This window comes from Shewanella sp. KX20019, from assembly GCF_016757755.1.
In the GTDB taxonomy this organism is placed as follows: Bacteria; Pseudomonadota; Gammaproteobacteria; order Enterobacterales; family Shewanellaceae; genus Shewanella.
The window spans coordinates 2,979,239-2,996,824 of record NZ_CP068437.1; the positions used below are offsets into that span (position 1 = coordinate 2,979,239).

Sequence of the window (17,586 nt, forward strand, 5' to 3'; positions counted from 1 at the left end):
TAGCTGCATTCACGAGGTCAGAATACGGAGGTTATTATGACAAAAAGTTTCAAGCCTATATTAGCAACTATTTTAGTATATACTTTATTCTGTGGAGTCTGGTGGATTGGGCATTATTTAGGGAAAGTACAGTTTTCTAATATAAATTCTGTAATGTATTTTTTGTTTATTAATGCAACTCTATGGGCGTTGCCTATTTGTTTAGAAGCAAATGATAATGGTTCAAATTTTAACTTTAAAAGTCACGGGTTTCAGTTGTCTATAATTGCATTAACAAGTCTCATAGCTTTAGCTTCTGGTCTTAGCTTAAAAGGTATTGAACTTGATCATTTTATTGTGAGCTTAAGTTCTATTTTTCTATTAGTGGGTGTCGGGGCTTACATTAATTCAGGAGACAACAAAACTTCAGTAAAACTTCATTGGAGTTACAGATTGGGGTCGTGGATTATTGGTGTGATTTCAGTACAAATATATCTAGTTTATTCGTTAGAAAGTGAGGTCGTATCATGGTCTTTATTTTAATAATCAGTACATTAGTTCTAGTTCTTGGATACATAATTATTGATAGCTACCTAAACCCAAAAGATGCGATTATTGATCATTTAGTTATGTTAATTAATAACAAAAAAGAAAGTAAAAAGAATAACCCTCATCTTTGAACCAGCACCTAATCGGGTAGCCGGAGGTATCTAGCCTCCAGCCCCCACACCACCCTGCATGTGGCTCCGCACAGGGCGGTTCATTTAGAACGCCTAACCTAAACTCTCTGGTTAGCCTATTTATTACAATAGTGAACTGCGATCCATCCATCTCTTAGTGAACATAAACCCGCTTTCTTAAGGTAATCATTACTCAGTGCTTGCTGTATGTATCCCTGATCATGGCATTTAACCAGAGCCGAACTTCACCATGGGCCTTTGCTTGGATCCTGACGCCACGCTTAAGTAAGTTTTGCACCTTAGTCCTTGGTTTTCGCCACTGACGCCAGTAGCACATACGTACCCGACGGCGGATCCAATGGTCTAAGTCGACGCACCCTTGATAAGCGTTGGCTATGCCAAAGTAGTTGATCCAGCCGTGCCATCTTGTTTTAGGACCGGTGCCGTGCTTTAAACAATTGATATCTCATATCCACGACAAAATTTATTGTTATCCAACGATGATAAAACTCACTTTATCTCTGATCTAAGCCGTGTGATTTGGCGGTCAATGGTTGATACTTCGGTATCAGCTTGCTGTGTGATCGCACTCATCTCTTGAGCTAAACTTTGTTGCCAGGTTGCGCCGGCTAGATTGTTGTTAGCGTAGCGGCCTCTGTTTCTTAAATTGACCATGCGTTGATCACGATTTACGAGTACCTTTTTTCGTCTAGTCTTAAGCTTACTAATTTCACGGTCAATTTGCCGGTTACGTATGTAGGTGCTGATTTCAGCTTTTTTATCTGTACTAGCTGCAGACCGTAGGGTTGCGTCAGAAGTGTACAAAGCGTTGTCATTTGCCACAACGCTACCTACATTGCTTAGATCCACAGGCTGACTCGAGTCATCACAGGGATCCGACTGATAAACATCACCTGCACAGCGATAGACCCCTGCCATCGCCGGCAATGTCGTAAAACACACTAAAAACAAAATTGAATACTTCATAAAATCCTCCATGACTTTAGCCTAGTTTATACTTCTATCTCTGTATGTGGCAAATCTGCTGCGGTTCCCAAAACGCGCCCATCTTGCACGTAAACTTTCGCACCAGGTGATCCGCTGCCAATCGCGGTTATCGATAAGCCTGAATCACTGATTAGCTTTACCGTACCATTGCCGTTATCACTCTGTACGGTCATGATCATGCGCGGTAATGACAGCGCTTGTTGTAATTGCTTAAACATAAATCCCCTACTCCAAATGCCTAATTAAGTTCACGCTTTGAGTTATATCTAAGCCACTGCTTTGATCCATGCTAGCGCTAATACTCACGCTATCGCATGTTGCTTTGAATACCTCGCCCTCATACGTAACCCCAATTAACATGCCCTTTTTTAAGGGTGGCAGGTCGGCCATAATTGGTAACGACACCGTAATCAGCTCTTTATTGCCGCTGGCTGCTATCGCGTTGGTACCTGCAAGCCTCGCCGCTTGGTTATCAACAATTAACTGAGCACTAATATCGGCAGTGGGAATATCCCCGGCGGTACCCGCACGTTTAACCTTTGCGCTCACGCCTTGTTGCTCACCTCTAACCCAAGCCGCATTACATGCCTGGTTAATTTGTTTTTTACGGCTAAAGCTCAAGATCACTGAGTCGTGAATATTCACATCAGCAATCGCCTCATCCATTAACCAAGGCGATGTAGGCCAACGCGGAACAACGCTTAACTTGTTGGCAAACTCATCAGCAAGCAGCATACAACCGATTTGAGCACATGCATCATTCACGGCATCGATTGGCGACTTACCCATTATTGAGAATGCACCGGCGGGTACCGTAAAATCAGTTACCCCATCTAGCTCAACCGTCCAACCTGCATTAGTAAGCAGATCTCCCAATATCCCCGCAAATGAGCGGTCAGTATCGTTGGTGTAGCTAATCAATGACCGCCAAGGGGTTGCAAGTTGCGCCGTTCGGCTACGCCCTGCACTGCTATAGGTTTTAGTGCCAAAGCTTGCGCTACTCGATGGCTGCTCAGCCAAAGCAAAAAACTCATAACCATTAATATCAATAAGCAGTAACTCATTTTCAGCACGGGTGGCATCAATAGCGCTACTGAACTGTAGGCTTACAGATTGAGTAAATTGGCTTCGGCTATCATTGATACTCACGCCATCGATCACAATCGGCAATGAGTCGCTGACGCGAGTACATGTTAACGTTGGTTGCATTAAATAAGCCCTGCGGATCTGAGGTTCAATGGGAACTTTAAAATCAAGGTTAGGAATTATTGGATTGGCATCAATCGAGCCACCACCATTGTCGAAATAACAGTGTTTATCTGAAGCTGTAAACCTTAAGGTGATTGGTGACAGAGTGTTATCTAGCCCTGACTCACTAAAGCGCATAGTCAGCAAGCCTACTTCTGGCACTCGATATGTGGTTGAACAAACCCATTTCGCTTTATGTGGCCCCCAAGCGAGGTCTATATGATGATTAACATCGCTATCCGTTGATGCGTAATCAACATTGAGCATGCTAATAACGACATCGTGACTCTTAAGTGTTATCGCGGTGTCACTTTGATAAGAGCCTGTTAACCACCAAGACACTTGCAAGTGACTCTCTGTTGCTGAAAGGCTCAACCAATTAACTGAGGTGGCACTGTGATGTAGAACAGGGGATACCCAAGCAAAGTGGTTCGTTTGCGCTTGCTGCATACCAAGCTGTAATGGCAAGCTGATATGCGTGTTTTGCAGTGGCCCAAGATGCCAGCCTAAAGTAATTTGTTGCTGTGTGGCTTTATCGGCTAGCCACTGGAGTTGATATTGGTTGGTAACTCCAGTGGTATAGCCGAGCATTACCGTCTGCGATTCAACCTGTAATGGCTCTATCCAAGCAAGTACAATATCGAGCCCTAGACTACCGTCACGAATTGGTGGCTTAGGTGGTAATTCCCCCTCGTACCTTAGCTTGAGTGGTGATAGGAAATCGCCCCAAGGTACGTCGAACCTCAATCTAACCCCCTCAAACGGCAGTGTTAGATTTAGCGGTGACTCCGAATTAAACCAAGGTTCATTGAACCTAAGTAAGATTGTCATAAGAGGATATTCGTTACGGTTCCGTCAATAACCTCGGCTTTTACACCATCGGCAAACTTACCATTATATTCGCGTTCATCATCTAATATACCAACCACAAGTTCACTAATGTTGGAGTACCTAAGCGGTACTATTACCTTTACAACACCGCCATTTAACCCACCTTTCAAAAAACTGAAGTTTGGAATAAATCTATCAAATACTAGCAATGTATCAGCGGAATCATCCGTATCAACTTGTATTAACCCTTGGTAATACGGGGAAGCTACCCCACCTTTAATTCTAAGTTTAGTCATACCACTCACCAGTTGTTTGAACCCAGTACGATGCTAACTGTCTTCCAAAGATGGCCTCGAAACTATCATTACCAGCAGCTCTTACGATTGGTAAAGTCGCTCCCCAATATCCGGGGAAATTAGTAGTGTATAATCCTGGAAATGTTCCACGATAGCTCGGGTTAACAGTGTTCTTTGGGTCATTGTGCCAGGCGTAAGCGGGGATCATAATCATTGGTACACCTAGTACACTGGAATCTGCGGTATAACCACTACTAGTATTACCCAAAGCTATCCCATGCGGACTACTGTAATTTTTAGAGACTCCCGAACCATCGGGGGCGTATAGTTGACAAACAGCAGCAACACTTCCACCCAATTGATTCTCTGACGCATCGTTTAGAGTTGAGTCAACACTAGCACTACGGTTGGATCCACCAGACAGCATCGTGAATATGTGTTGGTCATTTGGTACAACTGACTGCATATCACCTATCCAATATGCGGGCATATAGTCATAATAAGACGAAGTAGTCGTTGCCCAAGTTTGATAACCCCACTCTTGCCTAACGTAGAAACTGCGACCACAACCTATCAAAGTCCAACCTCCTACACGAATTGAGTCATTCCGGGTAGTAATCGTTCTATAACCGCATTTCTCTACAAATGTATCTAATGTGGTTATTTCTATAGCGGCAGTCAGCCTGACAAGTTGACCCTCGGCGTCACTGGCAGCATGCGCTTGTACTTGTAAGGCACCACCAGATCCTCCCACTGATGTATCATTTTTAAAAACAGCTTTAAAATTGACTAAATCTTCGAACTCAAGCGTCCAACCAAGTGGTTGTTTAGATCCATAGCCGTCTACTAGGCAAGCTTTAAATATAGCCAGCCAATCTGAAGGCTTTGTAGGCGCTACAACGGGAGCCCCCTCGTCTGTCGATCTAAATACTGTTACTGGTAATCCCATTGTTAAAATCCTTAATCAGTTAGTTTTTAAGACTCATTGCCACGGAACGAAAGTACCGCTTTATCGGTAGTGACTTGGCTATGGCCCGCTTGTACTGTTCGCAGTGCCATTACCGGCTGAGCCGAGGCAATCGTTTCAAACCGCAGCGCTTCGCCCGCGTTCCAGCCGCCCCCAAATGCAGCAGCACGAATGATAAAGAACGGGCTATTAGTGAGGGGGTTAATTGGGGCAAAGTCGCTTATGGTGTCGCCTGTGGCTATTTGTCCAAGACGTTGACCAATGCATCTAAAAGCGGTTGCTGAGGTAAACAGTAATACCCACTCTTCATTGACGGCGGTGTCATTGCTGACTTCAACTGGAAAATCGACGCTGTTGAGATTTCCCGTTGCGGGTGCGCCGTCTAACGCCCAATTGTTAGACCAGGCGGTCATATCGCGAACGGGGCCAACTCGGGCTTGCAAGTCCCCTAATATCTGCACACTGGCCACCGTTGAGTTGATTGGGTACTCTTGAGTTAACTCGCTTGAAAGCAGCAATTCAGCATCGTTAACCACGGCGACCAAGGCCAATTCGCCAATGGTATCGCTGAGGACAAATGGCGCAGTAAAACCGCTAAAGTCACTGTTTAACGTTACAATGCCCGCCTCTTTGTTAACCGTGAAATGCTCATCGGTTGGCGTCCAAAGGCTAGCGCCATTAGCATCGGTAATATCAGTAAAACGCGCCCCTGCACGAATGTTTTTAGTTTGCGCTGCAGCGGGGGCTGAAATGGGTTGGTATTGCGTATGCTGCAGCGCAACCGTTCCCCATTGCCGGAAAATATCAACAATGCCCTCATTGGGAATACGCAGCGGATTTAGGCCATAGATTTCGGCTGGCGGTAGCTGCCGATATTGCTCAGTAATGTCATAGCGCAAGGTCGTTAAGTCCACAGCGCTAGTAAAAAGCAGCTCAACTAAGCCGTTGGTGATGGTGCCGCTAATACCTGCGCCAGTCACTACGCCGTTGCTATCGGCACTCGCGCTAACAATGGCCCTATCTGATATGCGCTCAACTTGCAGATAGAAGGTGTTTAACTTGGGTTCGTTTGCTGAGAGTTGAAATGATACTGTGGTGTCACCTGCGGCCACTACGCTACTAGACTCAACTAACCCCGCATAAGTCAGCGTGAACGTGCCACGGCTAACATTGTGCTTAGTGATATCACCAGTGATGTAATCGACTGTGGCTAACAGCTCAACGCCATCGTATAGCTTGCCTGTAGTTTCACCTGCGCGCTCAAACACCTCTTGGCTTGGATAGTTACTATCATCGAACACCACCGCGCCTTTAATGGTACCAACCGTTAATAGTTTCTCACTGGGGAACGCGGCACTGCTTTGGTAAATCGCGTAACGGTAAGATGATTTGTAACGCAGAGTGATATTGTCGTTAATGTGCGTATGAGCAGATGACGTTAGCGTGACGGTAATGTTCCCCGCACCGATGGTGACGGACTGCACTTGGCTCGAACTTCTAAAGCTCCCTGTCGGCAGCAATGAAATAGCGAGTAAGCCATCAGGATCATCTAATACATCAGGGGTGGTAAATACGTAACTAAAAGTGCCCTCAATACTCGGTTGGGTTAGCGTTTTATCAAACACTTGGCTGGCTGTTAGATCACCGCCATCTTCACTACCGCCTGTGATGGTATTACCCGGCTTGGGTACTTCGGTGGTGATCGCGGGTAACAGTGACGCTTTCGTGCTATCAACCGCCACGCTTTTAGCCGAGGCCGCGGCCGTTAGCCTTGCTACACCGTGAAATACCAACGGTGAAACGGCATTAACAAAACGCAATTTAGTACAGCGACTTTCACCGTTCACGCCTTGGTTTGGCTCCGGGGTGACAAAAGGGATAGCAGGCTCAAAGCGAACGCCTCCCGAGTGACTGGCTGTGCTGGCTGTTGCTGACACCACTTTGCAAAAATGGGTTTTACGCGGCCATTCACCCACTTCATTACCTGAATACTCGACACTGATCGCGATAACAGTACCAGGGCTTAATGTGGTGGTTTTCCAATATTCACGGCCATTAAACAGGGTGCTTGATTGCAAATAGTCGGCTGAAAACGAATTTTGATTAAGCAAAAATCCCGGTCCACCATCACGAATTAATCTACCACTGGTCACGCCTGACTCAATGATCTCTTTCATGTCAGTCATTCTATCGGCGTCTGTCAGCAAGTCAGATTCAACCAACATTAACGACACAAGCGGATCAGTTGGCGGCTCGCTAATAAAGATATGACCATCGAGCAAGGTGCTGGTGTTGTTAGTATCGAGCGCCGGGTAACACTTGGCGATATCGATAGCCGATTGCGCATGGTCAATATCAGAGATTGCGCTAAACAGTTCATTGAGCTTGCCTGATTCAATCGCATTTTTAGTGCGTAAACCGCCAGCCTCATCGCTTGAACCAAGCAATTCTGGCTTAAATACTTTTAAATCGTTACGGGTAATTGTCATAGTTTGCTCACACTGTTAAAAATCGTAATACCACGTTAGTGACCAGGTCATAGCCATTGACTTGATCAAACAAATCAATGCCGCTCACCGCATCGCCGCTGTTATCCCAAATCACTTGCATGGTTTCGTTATCAAGTTTTAAGGTAAATGCAGTTAACACTGTGGCGTTATGCTGTTGTAGCGCTTCAAAATCTGCTCTATCTAAGCCGCTATCTTTAGTACCGAGTTCAATGGGTAAGCCCGATGGGATCAGCGTTTGATTAACAATTAGCGCGCCGTTACTGGCTCGCTTAGAGTTAGCTAATACCTTTTTTTGGTTGTTGCGATTTAACCAAATAAGCTGCTGCAATTTGGGTTGAATGGTGTCAATGACTTGCATGAAAACCTCGGCGTTAACTCGATATGTAAGGCTTACGCCCCTAATTGCTGCTGTCTCTCTATTTCAGCCATCAATTCAGCCAAAATGGTTTTTTTAGTCTGTGTGTCAAACTGCTTATTTCCCACCTGCAGCACTAACACTGCCGAGGTGGTTGAAGTTTGCGTAGGCGTAATGGGTACGGGCGGAGGGACACTATATGAGGTTGCCGGCTCACTTGGTTGACTGATCTTGCTTGCTTGGGCATTTTGCTCTGCAGTTACCTGCTCGGCACTGGATTTATTAGCATTTTCTTGGACCTTAAACTCGTCCATCTTCATCTGATGCACTCGCTTTAAGATCTGTTCAGACTCTAACAAGTCGGCAATCATATTCTTATCACCGCTGATCTGAGCCTGCCTAAGTTGCTCTTTCAACTCAGCTAACTGACGATCATATTCGCGTTGCTCGATAGCTTTATCGTTCCCCTGCAGGCTATCTAGCTCATCTTTCAGTGATGAGAGGGTATCTTGCGCACTGCCGCGTAGCGCATCCATCTTATCTGTAGCGCTATCAATAGCAGATGTGAGGGTCCCCATATCTTGATCATTCACCAACTCTAGCGATTCAGCTGCTCTTTCGGCTTTGCGAACCAGACTAATACTAGCTCCGCCGGTGGCCTCTAACGCCTCAACGAGTTCAAGCAGCTCCATTCGTTGTCGTTGGTAAGCCGCCTCAGTTTTCTTTCCTGCGATTTCAGCTTTGCGGGCAAAGGTACTTATGCCAGTAAAATCGATGGATTTTGCGAGCACATTCTCAAGATCTCTAATTTCGTTAGTGAGACTTTTATATTGCTGCGTCGCTTTTTCTAACTCGCTCGAATCATCAAGCAGTTTATTTTGATGATAAAGCATGTTTTTAAAGTAAACCGTAGCCCCTTCGCTTAACTCAGCAATACCATCGGTTATCCCTTTTAAATAGGCGGTGAAAAACTCAGCGACCCCAGACAGTGCTGTGCCAGCCTGTTCGGCGCTTTTTGTCACCATTCCTACGGTATTCTCTATCGTAGTACCGTAACCTGTTGTCGCATCTGCCGACTTTTGGATGCTTTGCTGGGTTTGATCCATGTTTTGCTGGGTTTGATTGTCAAAGTCGGCCTGTGTCTCTTTCAGCCTTTGATACTGTTCTATGACTTGCTGCAGATCACCAGATAAGCCAAGGGCGGCGGCTTGCTGGCGAATACTAGCATCAACTTGGGTATCACTTGCTGCTGCGGCCTCAACTGCAGCCGCTGCATATTTTAAGAATGCCTGGTTTAGTTCGTAAGTAGAGACAACACCATCTTTGGCACCCTGCTCAACTTGCTTAAACGTTTTACGGGCTGAGGCCTCTTGCTCTTTGAGTGTTTTGATGGTTTCAATGCCAGCCTTAGACATTGTCAGTTGCAGCGCTTTGATACTTGCAGCTTGTTTGTCTTGGGCGCTGATAACCTTAGTTACGGACTTAACTTGCTTATCTGCTGACTTCTCAGCATTGGCAGACATAGTGCTATACGCTTTGGTGGCTGCTTGCTCTACTTCGCCAGTTATCTGCTGCCAGGCTGCGCGAACGTCTTTACCATCTTGCTCCACTTGCGCCACATACGCATCGCTAATGATCTGCAGCGCCGCAGCAGCTTCACGCGCATTTGCAGCTAGCTGATCTGCACCAATAAACTCATGCAGCTTGGCAAAACCCTCCATCATTTGCGCTAGCGACAACGTCACCGCAGCCGCTAAAGTAGAGACTCCCGCGCTTATGCCATTCCAAAACAGACGAATACCACCAGAAATGACATTGAGTGCCGTGGTAAATGCAGTGATGTTCTCAAGTACTGCCTTAAGACTAGAGCCGGAGTCGCGGATCATCGCTGAAAAGAATTGGCTTATATCTTCTGCTGCGGATTTTATTTTTCCGTCTTGATTGAGCTGATCAAACTGAGCATTTAAGTCTTTAAGAAAATCGACCGCCACCTGGTACACACCAGAATCGGCAATAATGCGCTTAAACTCTTCAAACTTATTCGAGATAAGATTAATTTGACCGCTGAGTCTATCGAGGCTTTTCGACGCTTGGCCGTTGGCCTGTTTACCCATTTCATCAAACAGCGCTTTTATTGTCTCGCGGCCTAGCTCACCACTGGCACTTAACTTTTGCAGCTGCGTAACGTTTTTACCGGTAACCTTTTCAAGCAAATCCCATACTGGAACGCCGCGCTCAACCAACTGCAAGATCTCTTCACCCTGCAGCTTTTGCTTAGCCCACGCTTGGCCAACGGCAAGAATAATACCCTCAAGCTTTTCTTGGCTACCGCCTAAACGCGCATTGTAATCAACCATCGACTGCAATGAGCCGTTCATTGGGTCAATACCAAAAGTCTTTAACGCTGAGAAAGCATTTTGCACACTTTCAAGCTTGGTCCCGGTATTGTTAGCAAGCTCTTTAATCCAAGCAACTGCCTGCTCGCCACCGGCAATCGAGCCCATCATAGCTTTCATTTGCACAGAAAAAGACTGCGCATCATCACCCGCGGTCAGAATGCCTTTTAGGCTTTCCCATAACCTATCAACACCAATATATGCCCCAGCCATCGCCACCAGTGATCCGGTCGCTGATTTGATGCTACCGCTAAAGTCATTGGCTGATTTTTTTGACTCGGTGAGTAACTTGTCATGGCGGGCAAGTTGCTTATTGACGCTTGATACCGCGGTTTCTGCTGCAGTCTGTTGCTGTTTTAGCTCTTTACTGGCATCGGCCAGCTTATCCATCGAGTAGCCGGCTTTGGTGAGCTTATTGGTTTGCTGCTCGAGTTCGGTTTTGTTCTTACTAAGGCTTGTCGCTTGCTTATTGAGCTCACTACGGGCATGTTTTACTTTTAATGTGTAGTCGGCTTTTTTACGGGCTGCTTCATCGGAGGCTACAGCAATTTCAACCAGTTCACGGCGCTGGCTATCGAGCGCAGAAGATAACTGCTTGGCACTCTGGGCTGTTGAGGTTTGTGCTTGCTCTAGTTGCTTTAGATCCGTATTGGCTTTGCTTAATGCTATGGCCTGCTCTTTACTGGCCTGACTGCCCTTTTTCTGTTCCGTCGATAACTTATCAACACTGGCTTTAGCCGATAATATTTGTTGTTCATACTGCGCCAATTGTACTTTGGCTTGCTTATACTCTTGCTCGGTTTTATCAGTTTGAGCGGACGCCGCTTTATGGGCTGTATCAAGCTGTTTAACTGCCGCTATCGCCTGTTTTTGCTCTTTAACTAGCTTATCTAGCGCTACGCTGTTGTCACCATAGGCTTTCTCGCCCTTGCTAATAGAGCGTGTCAGCTCATCAATAGCGCCAATTGAGCCCTGTAGATCTTCGAGCTCCTGTAGCCGCTCGCTTAAGGTTTCACTTTGCTGGGCTAAACCCGCTAGTGCCTGTTCTGATTTCTTCGCCTCAGATGAAAAAAGGTCTTTACCCTTGATGACCAAATTGATGACTTGATCTTTAAAGCTCATCTAAAACGCTCCTTTGCTGGCTTAATAAAAAGGCCGTTACCACCTTTAAGCGGTAACGACCTTGAGTTGCAGACCTACACTATTAATGAGTAATTAGGCCGCGCTACGTACAAAGAACTTTGACTTACCCGAGGCAACAATATTCGAATCAGCAAGCACGCCGCCCTCGATATCGAATGAACCAAAGTCATCACCAATCAAATCTAAGCCTGATGTAGGGCTAGGCTTCCACTTGTAAAACTTAAGTGTCCATGGCTTACCGGTAGCATCGTTCACACCGTCAATCACCACTTTTAGCTCTTTGCCTGACTCAACTAAGGCTTGCAGAGCATTACCGGCTTTTGAGGTGTAACTCACTTTTAATACTTGATCCGCTGTGATGTTGCCGCTGCTTAATGGACGAATACCGCCAGCACTGACAACATAATCGACATTCACATCAAAAGTCGTTGCAGCATCATCGCTCTTAACCACTGGCGCAATCGCCAGATCAATCATTTTGTTGGTATCACATAAGCCGTCAAGCACTGCAGTGAGTACCTCATCGCTAATCGCTTCTGCGGTGACAACATCTACCTTTCCGCGCAAAGCCAACGCCATATTAGCGTTGCTAAAGTCATTCATTGTTAACGATAACTTTACCGCCTTAACTTTAGTCACTTCGGCTGCGTTGCCGCCACCACCACGATAATTAGGCAAGGATTTAGTTTCTTGCTCAATGTCTATTTTAACGCCAGAGGCATTACCTACATCGCGGCCATCCGCATACACAATGCCAGAGCCAATATAGCTCTCGGTTACGGTTTCGCTCATAGTTGTTCTCCAAATTCTACGGTTTGAGTTATTGAGAGGGTGATCACCGCTAAGCCATGTTTTTCATGGGCTTCGGGCATAATGTATTTACAAGGTTCACTCTCTTTAAAACCGATAAGCGCAACACCTTTAAGCCAATTAGGTTTATTAATGTCACGTTGATCTTTATAAAAAGAGCTTCTTATGTTTCGCACCAGGTTTATTAGATCCGCTGTTGGGGATTCGGTGCGACTGAGTGTTACCCCCGCAACAATTTGTAGCGCCAAGTCATCACGGTATTTATCGCGGCCATTTACCGCACCGAACCCATCGGTGTAAGGCTGCAAGAAGATAAAACACTGCTCTTTTGCTAAACTTTGAGCATAAAAGCCCTCGCGCACGGTCGCACCGTCAACCATTTTTAAGCGGCTTAAAATAGCGTTAATCATGATGTTTACTCGTTATAGGAGGTTTATGGCGAGGTTCATTTAACTTGCTGGTTATAGCGTTTACGCAAGTGCGCAATAATCGGCACTTCCAGATCATCACGCATGTAAGCAAAGCTATGACCCACTGATGGACCATATAAGGCTTTAACACCTTGCGCTTTAGCCTCTTTAAAGCTGCGCCAACTGTTATCACCCTGCCTACGGGAGTACATCACCTGGTTACCGTTTTTACCGATAAAGGTAAACGCACCTTTAAACCAAGTTGGTTGATTGCGAATTGACCTCACTATCTGGCCACTATTGACGCGCTGAGAACGCTTACCAACTCGATACTTTGGCGTTGCAAAACGCGTTAGTGAACTAGGCCGATAACGCGCGGTAATATGGGCGGTTAAGGTTTTAGGGTTAATGCTAAGGCTGAAGTTTTGTTCAATATACGATTTTGATTTAAAGCCATACTTACTGTAAATCTCATCAATGGCTAACTGCTTACCAAATACCGCCGTATCACTAACCGCTTTGGCAATCGCTGGCGCTTGCGCCTGACGCATTCGCTTAAGCTCTTTGGTTACAGCAGCAAAACCCGTAGTATCAAGCCACATAATGCCCACCGACTAACCCGCTAGAACTCGATATAAACAAAGCTCACCGTTATTTCATCAGTTTCATACAGCCGAGTGAGCACGTACTGTTGTCCGGCTAACTCAAAACGGTCATCACAATTCACGCTGCCATCAGCTTTTAAAAACTCAGCAAGCTTAACCGCTTCGACTACATACTCTGAACTGTCATCACGCTGGGCTTGCTGCAGGTTAACGCCGCGATCAAATGGTGCTTTGCCTGAATGACTAATAAACTGGCAAGGCGTTGCCAGCTTATTAAAGGCTCGTCCGAGCTTACGAACAAACCTTTGGTTAGCAGCGTGAGTTGCCACGCTAGGCATTCACTTTTACCCATACGGTAAGCGATGGGTTACCAGCTGCGGCCCATGCTTTACCCGCTAAGGTGTTACCCGATGCCGTTGAGGTAATATTGCCATCAGCCTTTAAATACACCTGTGTGCCTTGGCCGATATCATCAGCCTCAACTTTGGCCAGCTCAAATACACCCGTGGTGACAAAGGTGCCCTCGGTATCTGCCACTACATTACCCAACGCGACAGCAACAAGCTTACCAATTAGCGTCGGTGCACCGCTTGCAACATCAGCGGTCGGCGTATGGTCGATAGTGTTGCCGTCACAAATATGATTATTCATTACGTTATTCCTAAATCAATATTGAAAGATACAAATGAAAAACCGCCCTTATGCGTTAAACACAAAGAGCGGTTTTAATTGTTGATTGATAATTGTTTTTTACGCTGGCTTACCCGTAGATTTGGCTAAGCCGCGGTGATCAAGTGGTGCCACACCCGCATCGATGCGAACCTTAGTCGCCACACCATCGATACTAAAGCCATCTTGCTGCTCAATATAAGGCGTATCGATACCGTCGAGATAAGCGACTTCAATCGTGTCACGACCCTGCCCAGCAGCAAGGTAATACTCTTCTTTACTATGCTGGCCAAGACGCGCCTCAGAGATCACCTCGGCAAAGTCTTGAATTGGGTTAGCAATGCCAGCATTCACATCGGCACCTTTAACAGAGCTTGATTTGATGATCTGAGTGATAGAGCGTTTTAGGTTTGGCGGTACCAACGCAAACTCAGGCATGATATTAAGTGCGCGAGGGTGCTTGCCACCCGTTGTTTGGCTTTCCATCAACTCAGCCAATGCGCTTAACGAATCAACGCCTGGTGCGCCCGTACTTAAGTTGCCATGACTAGCATGAAATAGCGCTTTACCGTCACCCATATTCGGGTTTTTGGTTAAAATAGCGTAAACCAGATCAGCAACAGTAGCTTTAGCCGCGGAGCCCATCTTCATCGGGATCGAGGTGAGCATATCCATGTCATCATTAATGATGCATTGGCGAGTAATTGAGAAAATCTCACCGTAAGTGGCCAGCGCAATATCTGTTCCGTGATCACCCAAGGTGACATACTTATATTCAGCTCCGGCGCGCACTTCGCGCAAACTGCCAAGTTCATCAAGCCCAACACGCTTAGACACTTTAAAGTCGCCAAGCTGACCTTTCTTGGTCCAGCGTTCAAATGTTTCTTGTGCGGTTTCCCAACCTAACAACACTGACTTATTCGCCACATCAAGCAAGATATTGCCGAAATCAGATGAATCATGGGTAAATGCTAAGCCCACCATCTGCATTTGGTTTAGGCCAGCAATACCAATACCGCGATCTTGCAGTGATGCACGCGCTAACTCTTTTAAGTTATAACTGGCATAACCGTTATCAGCTTGGCGTTCACCGTGACCCGCCTTAGCCATCAAATGTGCGCTAATCGAGTCGCCAACTAAGTTACCGTTACCAACGTGAATGATAGCGCTTTGTGGCTGTGCCCCTGCTGGAGCTGTGCCTTGGCCAAGTGATGCTAGGATTTTATCTTTGGCGGATTCGGCGTTAACAGTTGCATCAGCAATACAGCTGTTTTTTAGTTCACCCAGTTGCGGGAACGCTGCAAAAGCGGCATTAATACCGTCAATCCGTTCTTTGTTCATGGTGGCTGCAGCCGCGGTAATATCCGCTTGTGACGGCGGGTTAATAGCAGCTGGTGCCGATGCTGGCGCTGGAGTTGCGGCAACGGGTGTTGTTGCACTAGGCGCATTGCCTTGCGGTGCAAACAGATTTTTTAGAGCTTCAGGCATATTAGTAAAATCCTTAAGTCGTTTTGAGCTTAGTGATGCTGCCATCTGCAGCGGATCGGTTACGGTATCGGCAAAGCCCTGTTCGAGCGCTTCGCGGCCAGTGAGCCATGTTTCACTAGCGAGTAAAGAGTGCAGTTCATCATCGCTAAGCCCTGTTTTTTGAGCGTAAGCACCAACAAGATTGCCCTCAACTTTATCAAGCAGATCGGCATACTTGCGCATATCATCAGCATCGCCCAAAGTGCCGCCCCAAGGCTTATGCACCATCATCATCGCGTTTTCAGGCATAACAACCTCATCAAACGCCATAGCAATAACCGAGGCCATTGATGCGGCAAGCCCATCGATATGACATACCTTTTGTGCGGGATGCCCCTTAATGATGTTGTATATCGCCATACCCTCAAACACATCACCACCGGGGCTATGGATGCGAGCGGTAATAGATGACACTTTGCCAAGCGCTTGAAGATCACGAGCAAACTGCTTAGCCGTTACCCCCCAACCACCAATTTCATCGTAAATCATGATCTCGGCGTGGCCGTTCTGCGCTTTTAATTCATACCAATTTTTATTAGGTACTGACTCATTATTAATTGCCGGACTCGCCATCCCTTGCGGCGCGATCAGCACGCTGTTGACGGCGAGCGCGGCGAGCGTTGTTGCTAGCATTTTGCTTTGTGCTGGTTTCTTCACTGTTGGATTCTCCAAGTGTGGGATCGGGGTCGTTATCGGTGACCATTTGATGTTCACGGTTGTACTCCACCTCGCGTTTACGCTGGCGTTTTACTTCCGCAGGGTTACGGCCACGAGCGCGAGCCCACTCAGCCTCAGTTGCTGCATTACCGGCAATCATAGCCTCCCAACCTTGCGCCTCTTTGCGCGGGTCAATCCACGGCATAGTGGGACCGTAATACACAGCATCGAACAGGGTGTTGATATCAAGATCATCAGGCAGTATTAGCGGATCAACCTTGTTTAGCTGCTCCATCTTGAGCCAGTTACGAAAAACAGGTCGCGACCAGCCAGCACAAAACCATTGCTGCATGATGCGGTTTGATTCGTCCTGCTCGACCAGCTCTTGCCGCTGGCTTGAATAGTTGCCGCTGTAATCTCGGGATATTGATGAGTAACTGCCACGGGTACCAGCAGCTGCCGCTTTTAACTGGCCATTACGAAAATCGACTAAATGAACGTTGGGGCGATTGGACTCTAGCGTGTCGATATCTTCACCAGGCGCTAATGTGGTGGTCATGCCTGGGCTAAATTTAATATCTTGGGTTTTAGAACCGCCAACATCATATGCATCTGGGGAACCACGCTTGATCACAAAGGCTAGTGCTGCCGAGATCCTTGCCGCGACTCGCTCTGATTCTTCATAATCTTTAATATCGCCAAGACGGGTCATAATGCCGTGAAACATGCTAATGCCGCGCAGTTGATGTAGGCGCTTAAACAAGCCTAAGTGCAGCATCTTTGATTTAGCGATTGCTTTGGTTTTATGCCGAAACCCTTGCTTGTCTGCGGGGTGATCTAGCAGCACATGCACATTAACGACCTGCCCCCAAGCGTTAACCTCTAACCCTTGGCGAATACGCTTAGCCACATCGTTTAACTCAAACGGCACAAAATCAGGCTCCAACGCCTCAATTGAATAGGGAGTGCCTTGCTCGTTAGGGTGAATAAGCTTCGGCACTCGGCCTAATATATGTTGGCCGAACACCTCACCATCACGTAAAGCGGTGCGCAGTGCTAAGCGTTCAAGTTCTGGCCGCGAATAACGGCTGGTAACATCGGGCTTTAATGACCAGTTACCAAAGCGGCGTTGTAGCTCATTGGCAAGATCATCGAGAATATTGCCTTCTAGATCACGGGGCTGCGGCTCTACTACAATCCCTTGGGCTCCAATTACTCGCTCTTCCATTCGGTCGAGTATGCCGATGCTTAAATCGTGGTTTTCATCAAGCCAGCGTGCTTGCTCACGCAGGCTTTTACCTGCAGCGAATACCGCTTGATTAGCACCACGGGCTTCTTTGTTAGCCTTGTGAGTTCGGCTTGCTTTTGCCGCCTCATAGCCTTTTATGGAGTCGTAGCTTTGCCTTGCAGCTTCACGATTCAACGCCCATTTAGGCGATACTTGGGCGATAGCGTTATTTAACCAGCTCATGAATATTCCTTAACCGAAAACTGT

16 protein-coding genes and 1 pseudogene are annotated in these 17,586 nt (G+C 46.7%); 1 reads left to right on the forward strand and 16 read right to left on the reverse strand.

Annotated elements, in window-relative coordinates:
* Positions 1-36: 36 nt before the first annotated feature.
* Positions 37-522, forward strand: a complete 486-nt coding sequence (locus JK628_RS13045) for a hypothetical protein (RefSeq protein ID WP_202285072.1) — start codon at positions 37-39, stop codon at positions 520-522.
* Between the two features lie 253 nt (positions 523-775).
* On the opposite strand, the pseudogene JK628_RS13050 reads toward JK628_RS13045, so the two are convergent.
* The 16 genes and pseudogenes from JK628_RS13050 to JK628_RS13125 form a co-directional block, all read right to left on the reverse strand.
* A pseudogene (locus JK628_RS13050) lies at positions 776-1,077 on the reverse strand (group II intron maturase-specific domain-containing protein); the annotation flags it as partial.
* A 92-nt stretch (positions 1,078-1,169) separates the two neighbouring features.
* Positions 1,170-1,646: a hypothetical protein gene (locus JK628_RS13055; RefSeq protein ID WP_202285073.1), complete on the reverse strand. Its 477-nt coding sequence runs from the start codon at positions 1,644-1,646 to the stop codon at positions 1,170-1,172.
* A 26-nt stretch (positions 1,647-1,672) separates the two neighbouring features.
* Entirely contained in the window at positions 1,673-1,885 is a 213-nt protein-coding gene (locus JK628_RS13060) for a hypothetical protein (RefSeq protein WP_202285074.1), read from the reverse strand.
* A 7-nt stretch (positions 1,886-1,892) separates the two neighbouring features.
* A complete protein-coding gene (locus JK628_RS13065; protein ID WP_237524015.1) occupies positions 1,893-3,746 on the reverse strand; it encodes a hypothetical protein in 1,854 nt (617 codons plus the stop codon).
* Positions 3,743-4,042 carry a hypothetical protein gene (locus JK628_RS13070; RefSeq protein ID WP_202285075.1) on the reverse strand — a complete coding sequence of 100 codons (300 nt, stop codon included), beginning with the start codon at positions 4,040-4,042 and terminating at the stop codon, positions 3,743-3,745. The genes JK628_RS13065 and JK628_RS13070 overlap by 4 nt, the downstream gene beginning before the upstream one ends.
* Positions 4,035-4,991 (reverse strand): hypothetical protein, encoded by a 957-nt coding sequence (locus JK628_RS13075; RefSeq protein ID WP_202285076.1) that lies wholly within the window; start codon positions 4,989-4,991, stop codon positions 4,035-4,037. Before JK628_RS13075 ends, JK628_RS13070 begins: the two co-directional genes overlap by 8 nt.
* 26 nt (positions 4,992-5,017) lie before the next feature.
* A complete protein-coding gene (locus tag JK628_RS13080; RefSeq protein WP_202285077.1) occupies positions 5,018-7,498 on the reverse strand; it encodes a hypothetical protein in 2,481 nt (826 codons plus the stop codon).
* Positions 7,499-7,505: 7 nt separating this feature from the next.
* The gene (locus JK628_RS13085; RefSeq protein ID WP_202285078.1) at positions 7,506-7,877 is read right to left on the reverse strand and encodes a hypothetical protein; all 372 of its coding nucleotides are present in this window, start codon (positions 7,875-7,877) and stop codon (positions 7,506-7,508) included.
* A gap of 32 nt (positions 7,878-7,909) precedes the next feature.
* Positions 7,910-11,392, reverse strand: a complete 3,483-nt coding sequence (locus tag JK628_RS13090) for a tape measure protein (RefSeq protein ID WP_202285079.1) — start codon at positions 11,390-11,392, stop codon at positions 7,910-7,912.
* A gap of 93 nt (positions 11,393-11,485) precedes the next feature.
* Positions 11,486-12,205, reverse strand: coding sequence for a hypothetical protein (locus JK628_RS13095; RefSeq protein ID WP_202285080.1), 720 nt, complete (start codon positions 12,203-12,205; stop codon positions 11,486-11,488).
* The gene (locus JK628_RS13100) at positions 12,202-12,633 is read right to left on the reverse strand and encodes a hypothetical protein (protein ID WP_202285081.1); all 432 of its coding nucleotides are present in this window, start codon (positions 12,631-12,633) and stop codon (positions 12,202-12,204) included. Before JK628_RS13100 ends, JK628_RS13095 begins: the two co-directional genes overlap by 4 nt.
* 35 nt (positions 12,634-12,668) lie before the next feature.
* Positions 12,669-13,235, reverse strand: coding sequence for a hypothetical protein (locus JK628_RS13105; RefSeq protein ID WP_202285082.1), 567 nt, complete (start codon positions 13,233-13,235; stop codon positions 12,669-12,671).
* Between the two features lie 20 nt (positions 13,236-13,255).
* Positions 13,256-13,576 (reverse strand): hypothetical protein, encoded by a 321-nt coding sequence (locus JK628_RS13110; protein ID WP_202285083.1) that lies wholly within the window; start codon positions 13,574-13,576, stop codon positions 13,256-13,258.
* Positions 13,569-13,889 (reverse strand): DUF2190 family protein, encoded by a 321-nt coding sequence (locus tag JK628_RS13115; protein ID WP_202285084.1) that lies wholly within the window; start codon positions 13,887-13,889, stop codon positions 13,569-13,571. Before JK628_RS13115 ends, JK628_RS13110 begins: the two co-directional genes overlap by 8 nt.
* A 99-nt stretch (positions 13,890-13,988) precedes the next feature.
* A complete protein-coding gene (locus tag JK628_RS13120; protein ID WP_237524016.1) occupies positions 13,989-16,091 on the reverse strand; it encodes a ClpP-like prohead protease/major capsid protein fusion protein in 2,103 nt (700 codons plus the stop codon).
* Complete coding sequence (locus JK628_RS13125; protein WP_202285085.1) at positions 15,988-17,562, reverse strand: phage portal protein; 1,575 nt, start codon at positions 17,560-17,562, stop codon at positions 15,988-15,990. Before JK628_RS13125 ends, JK628_RS13120 begins: the two co-directional genes overlap by 104 nt.
* Between the last annotated feature and the right edge of the window lie 24 nt (positions 17,563-17,586).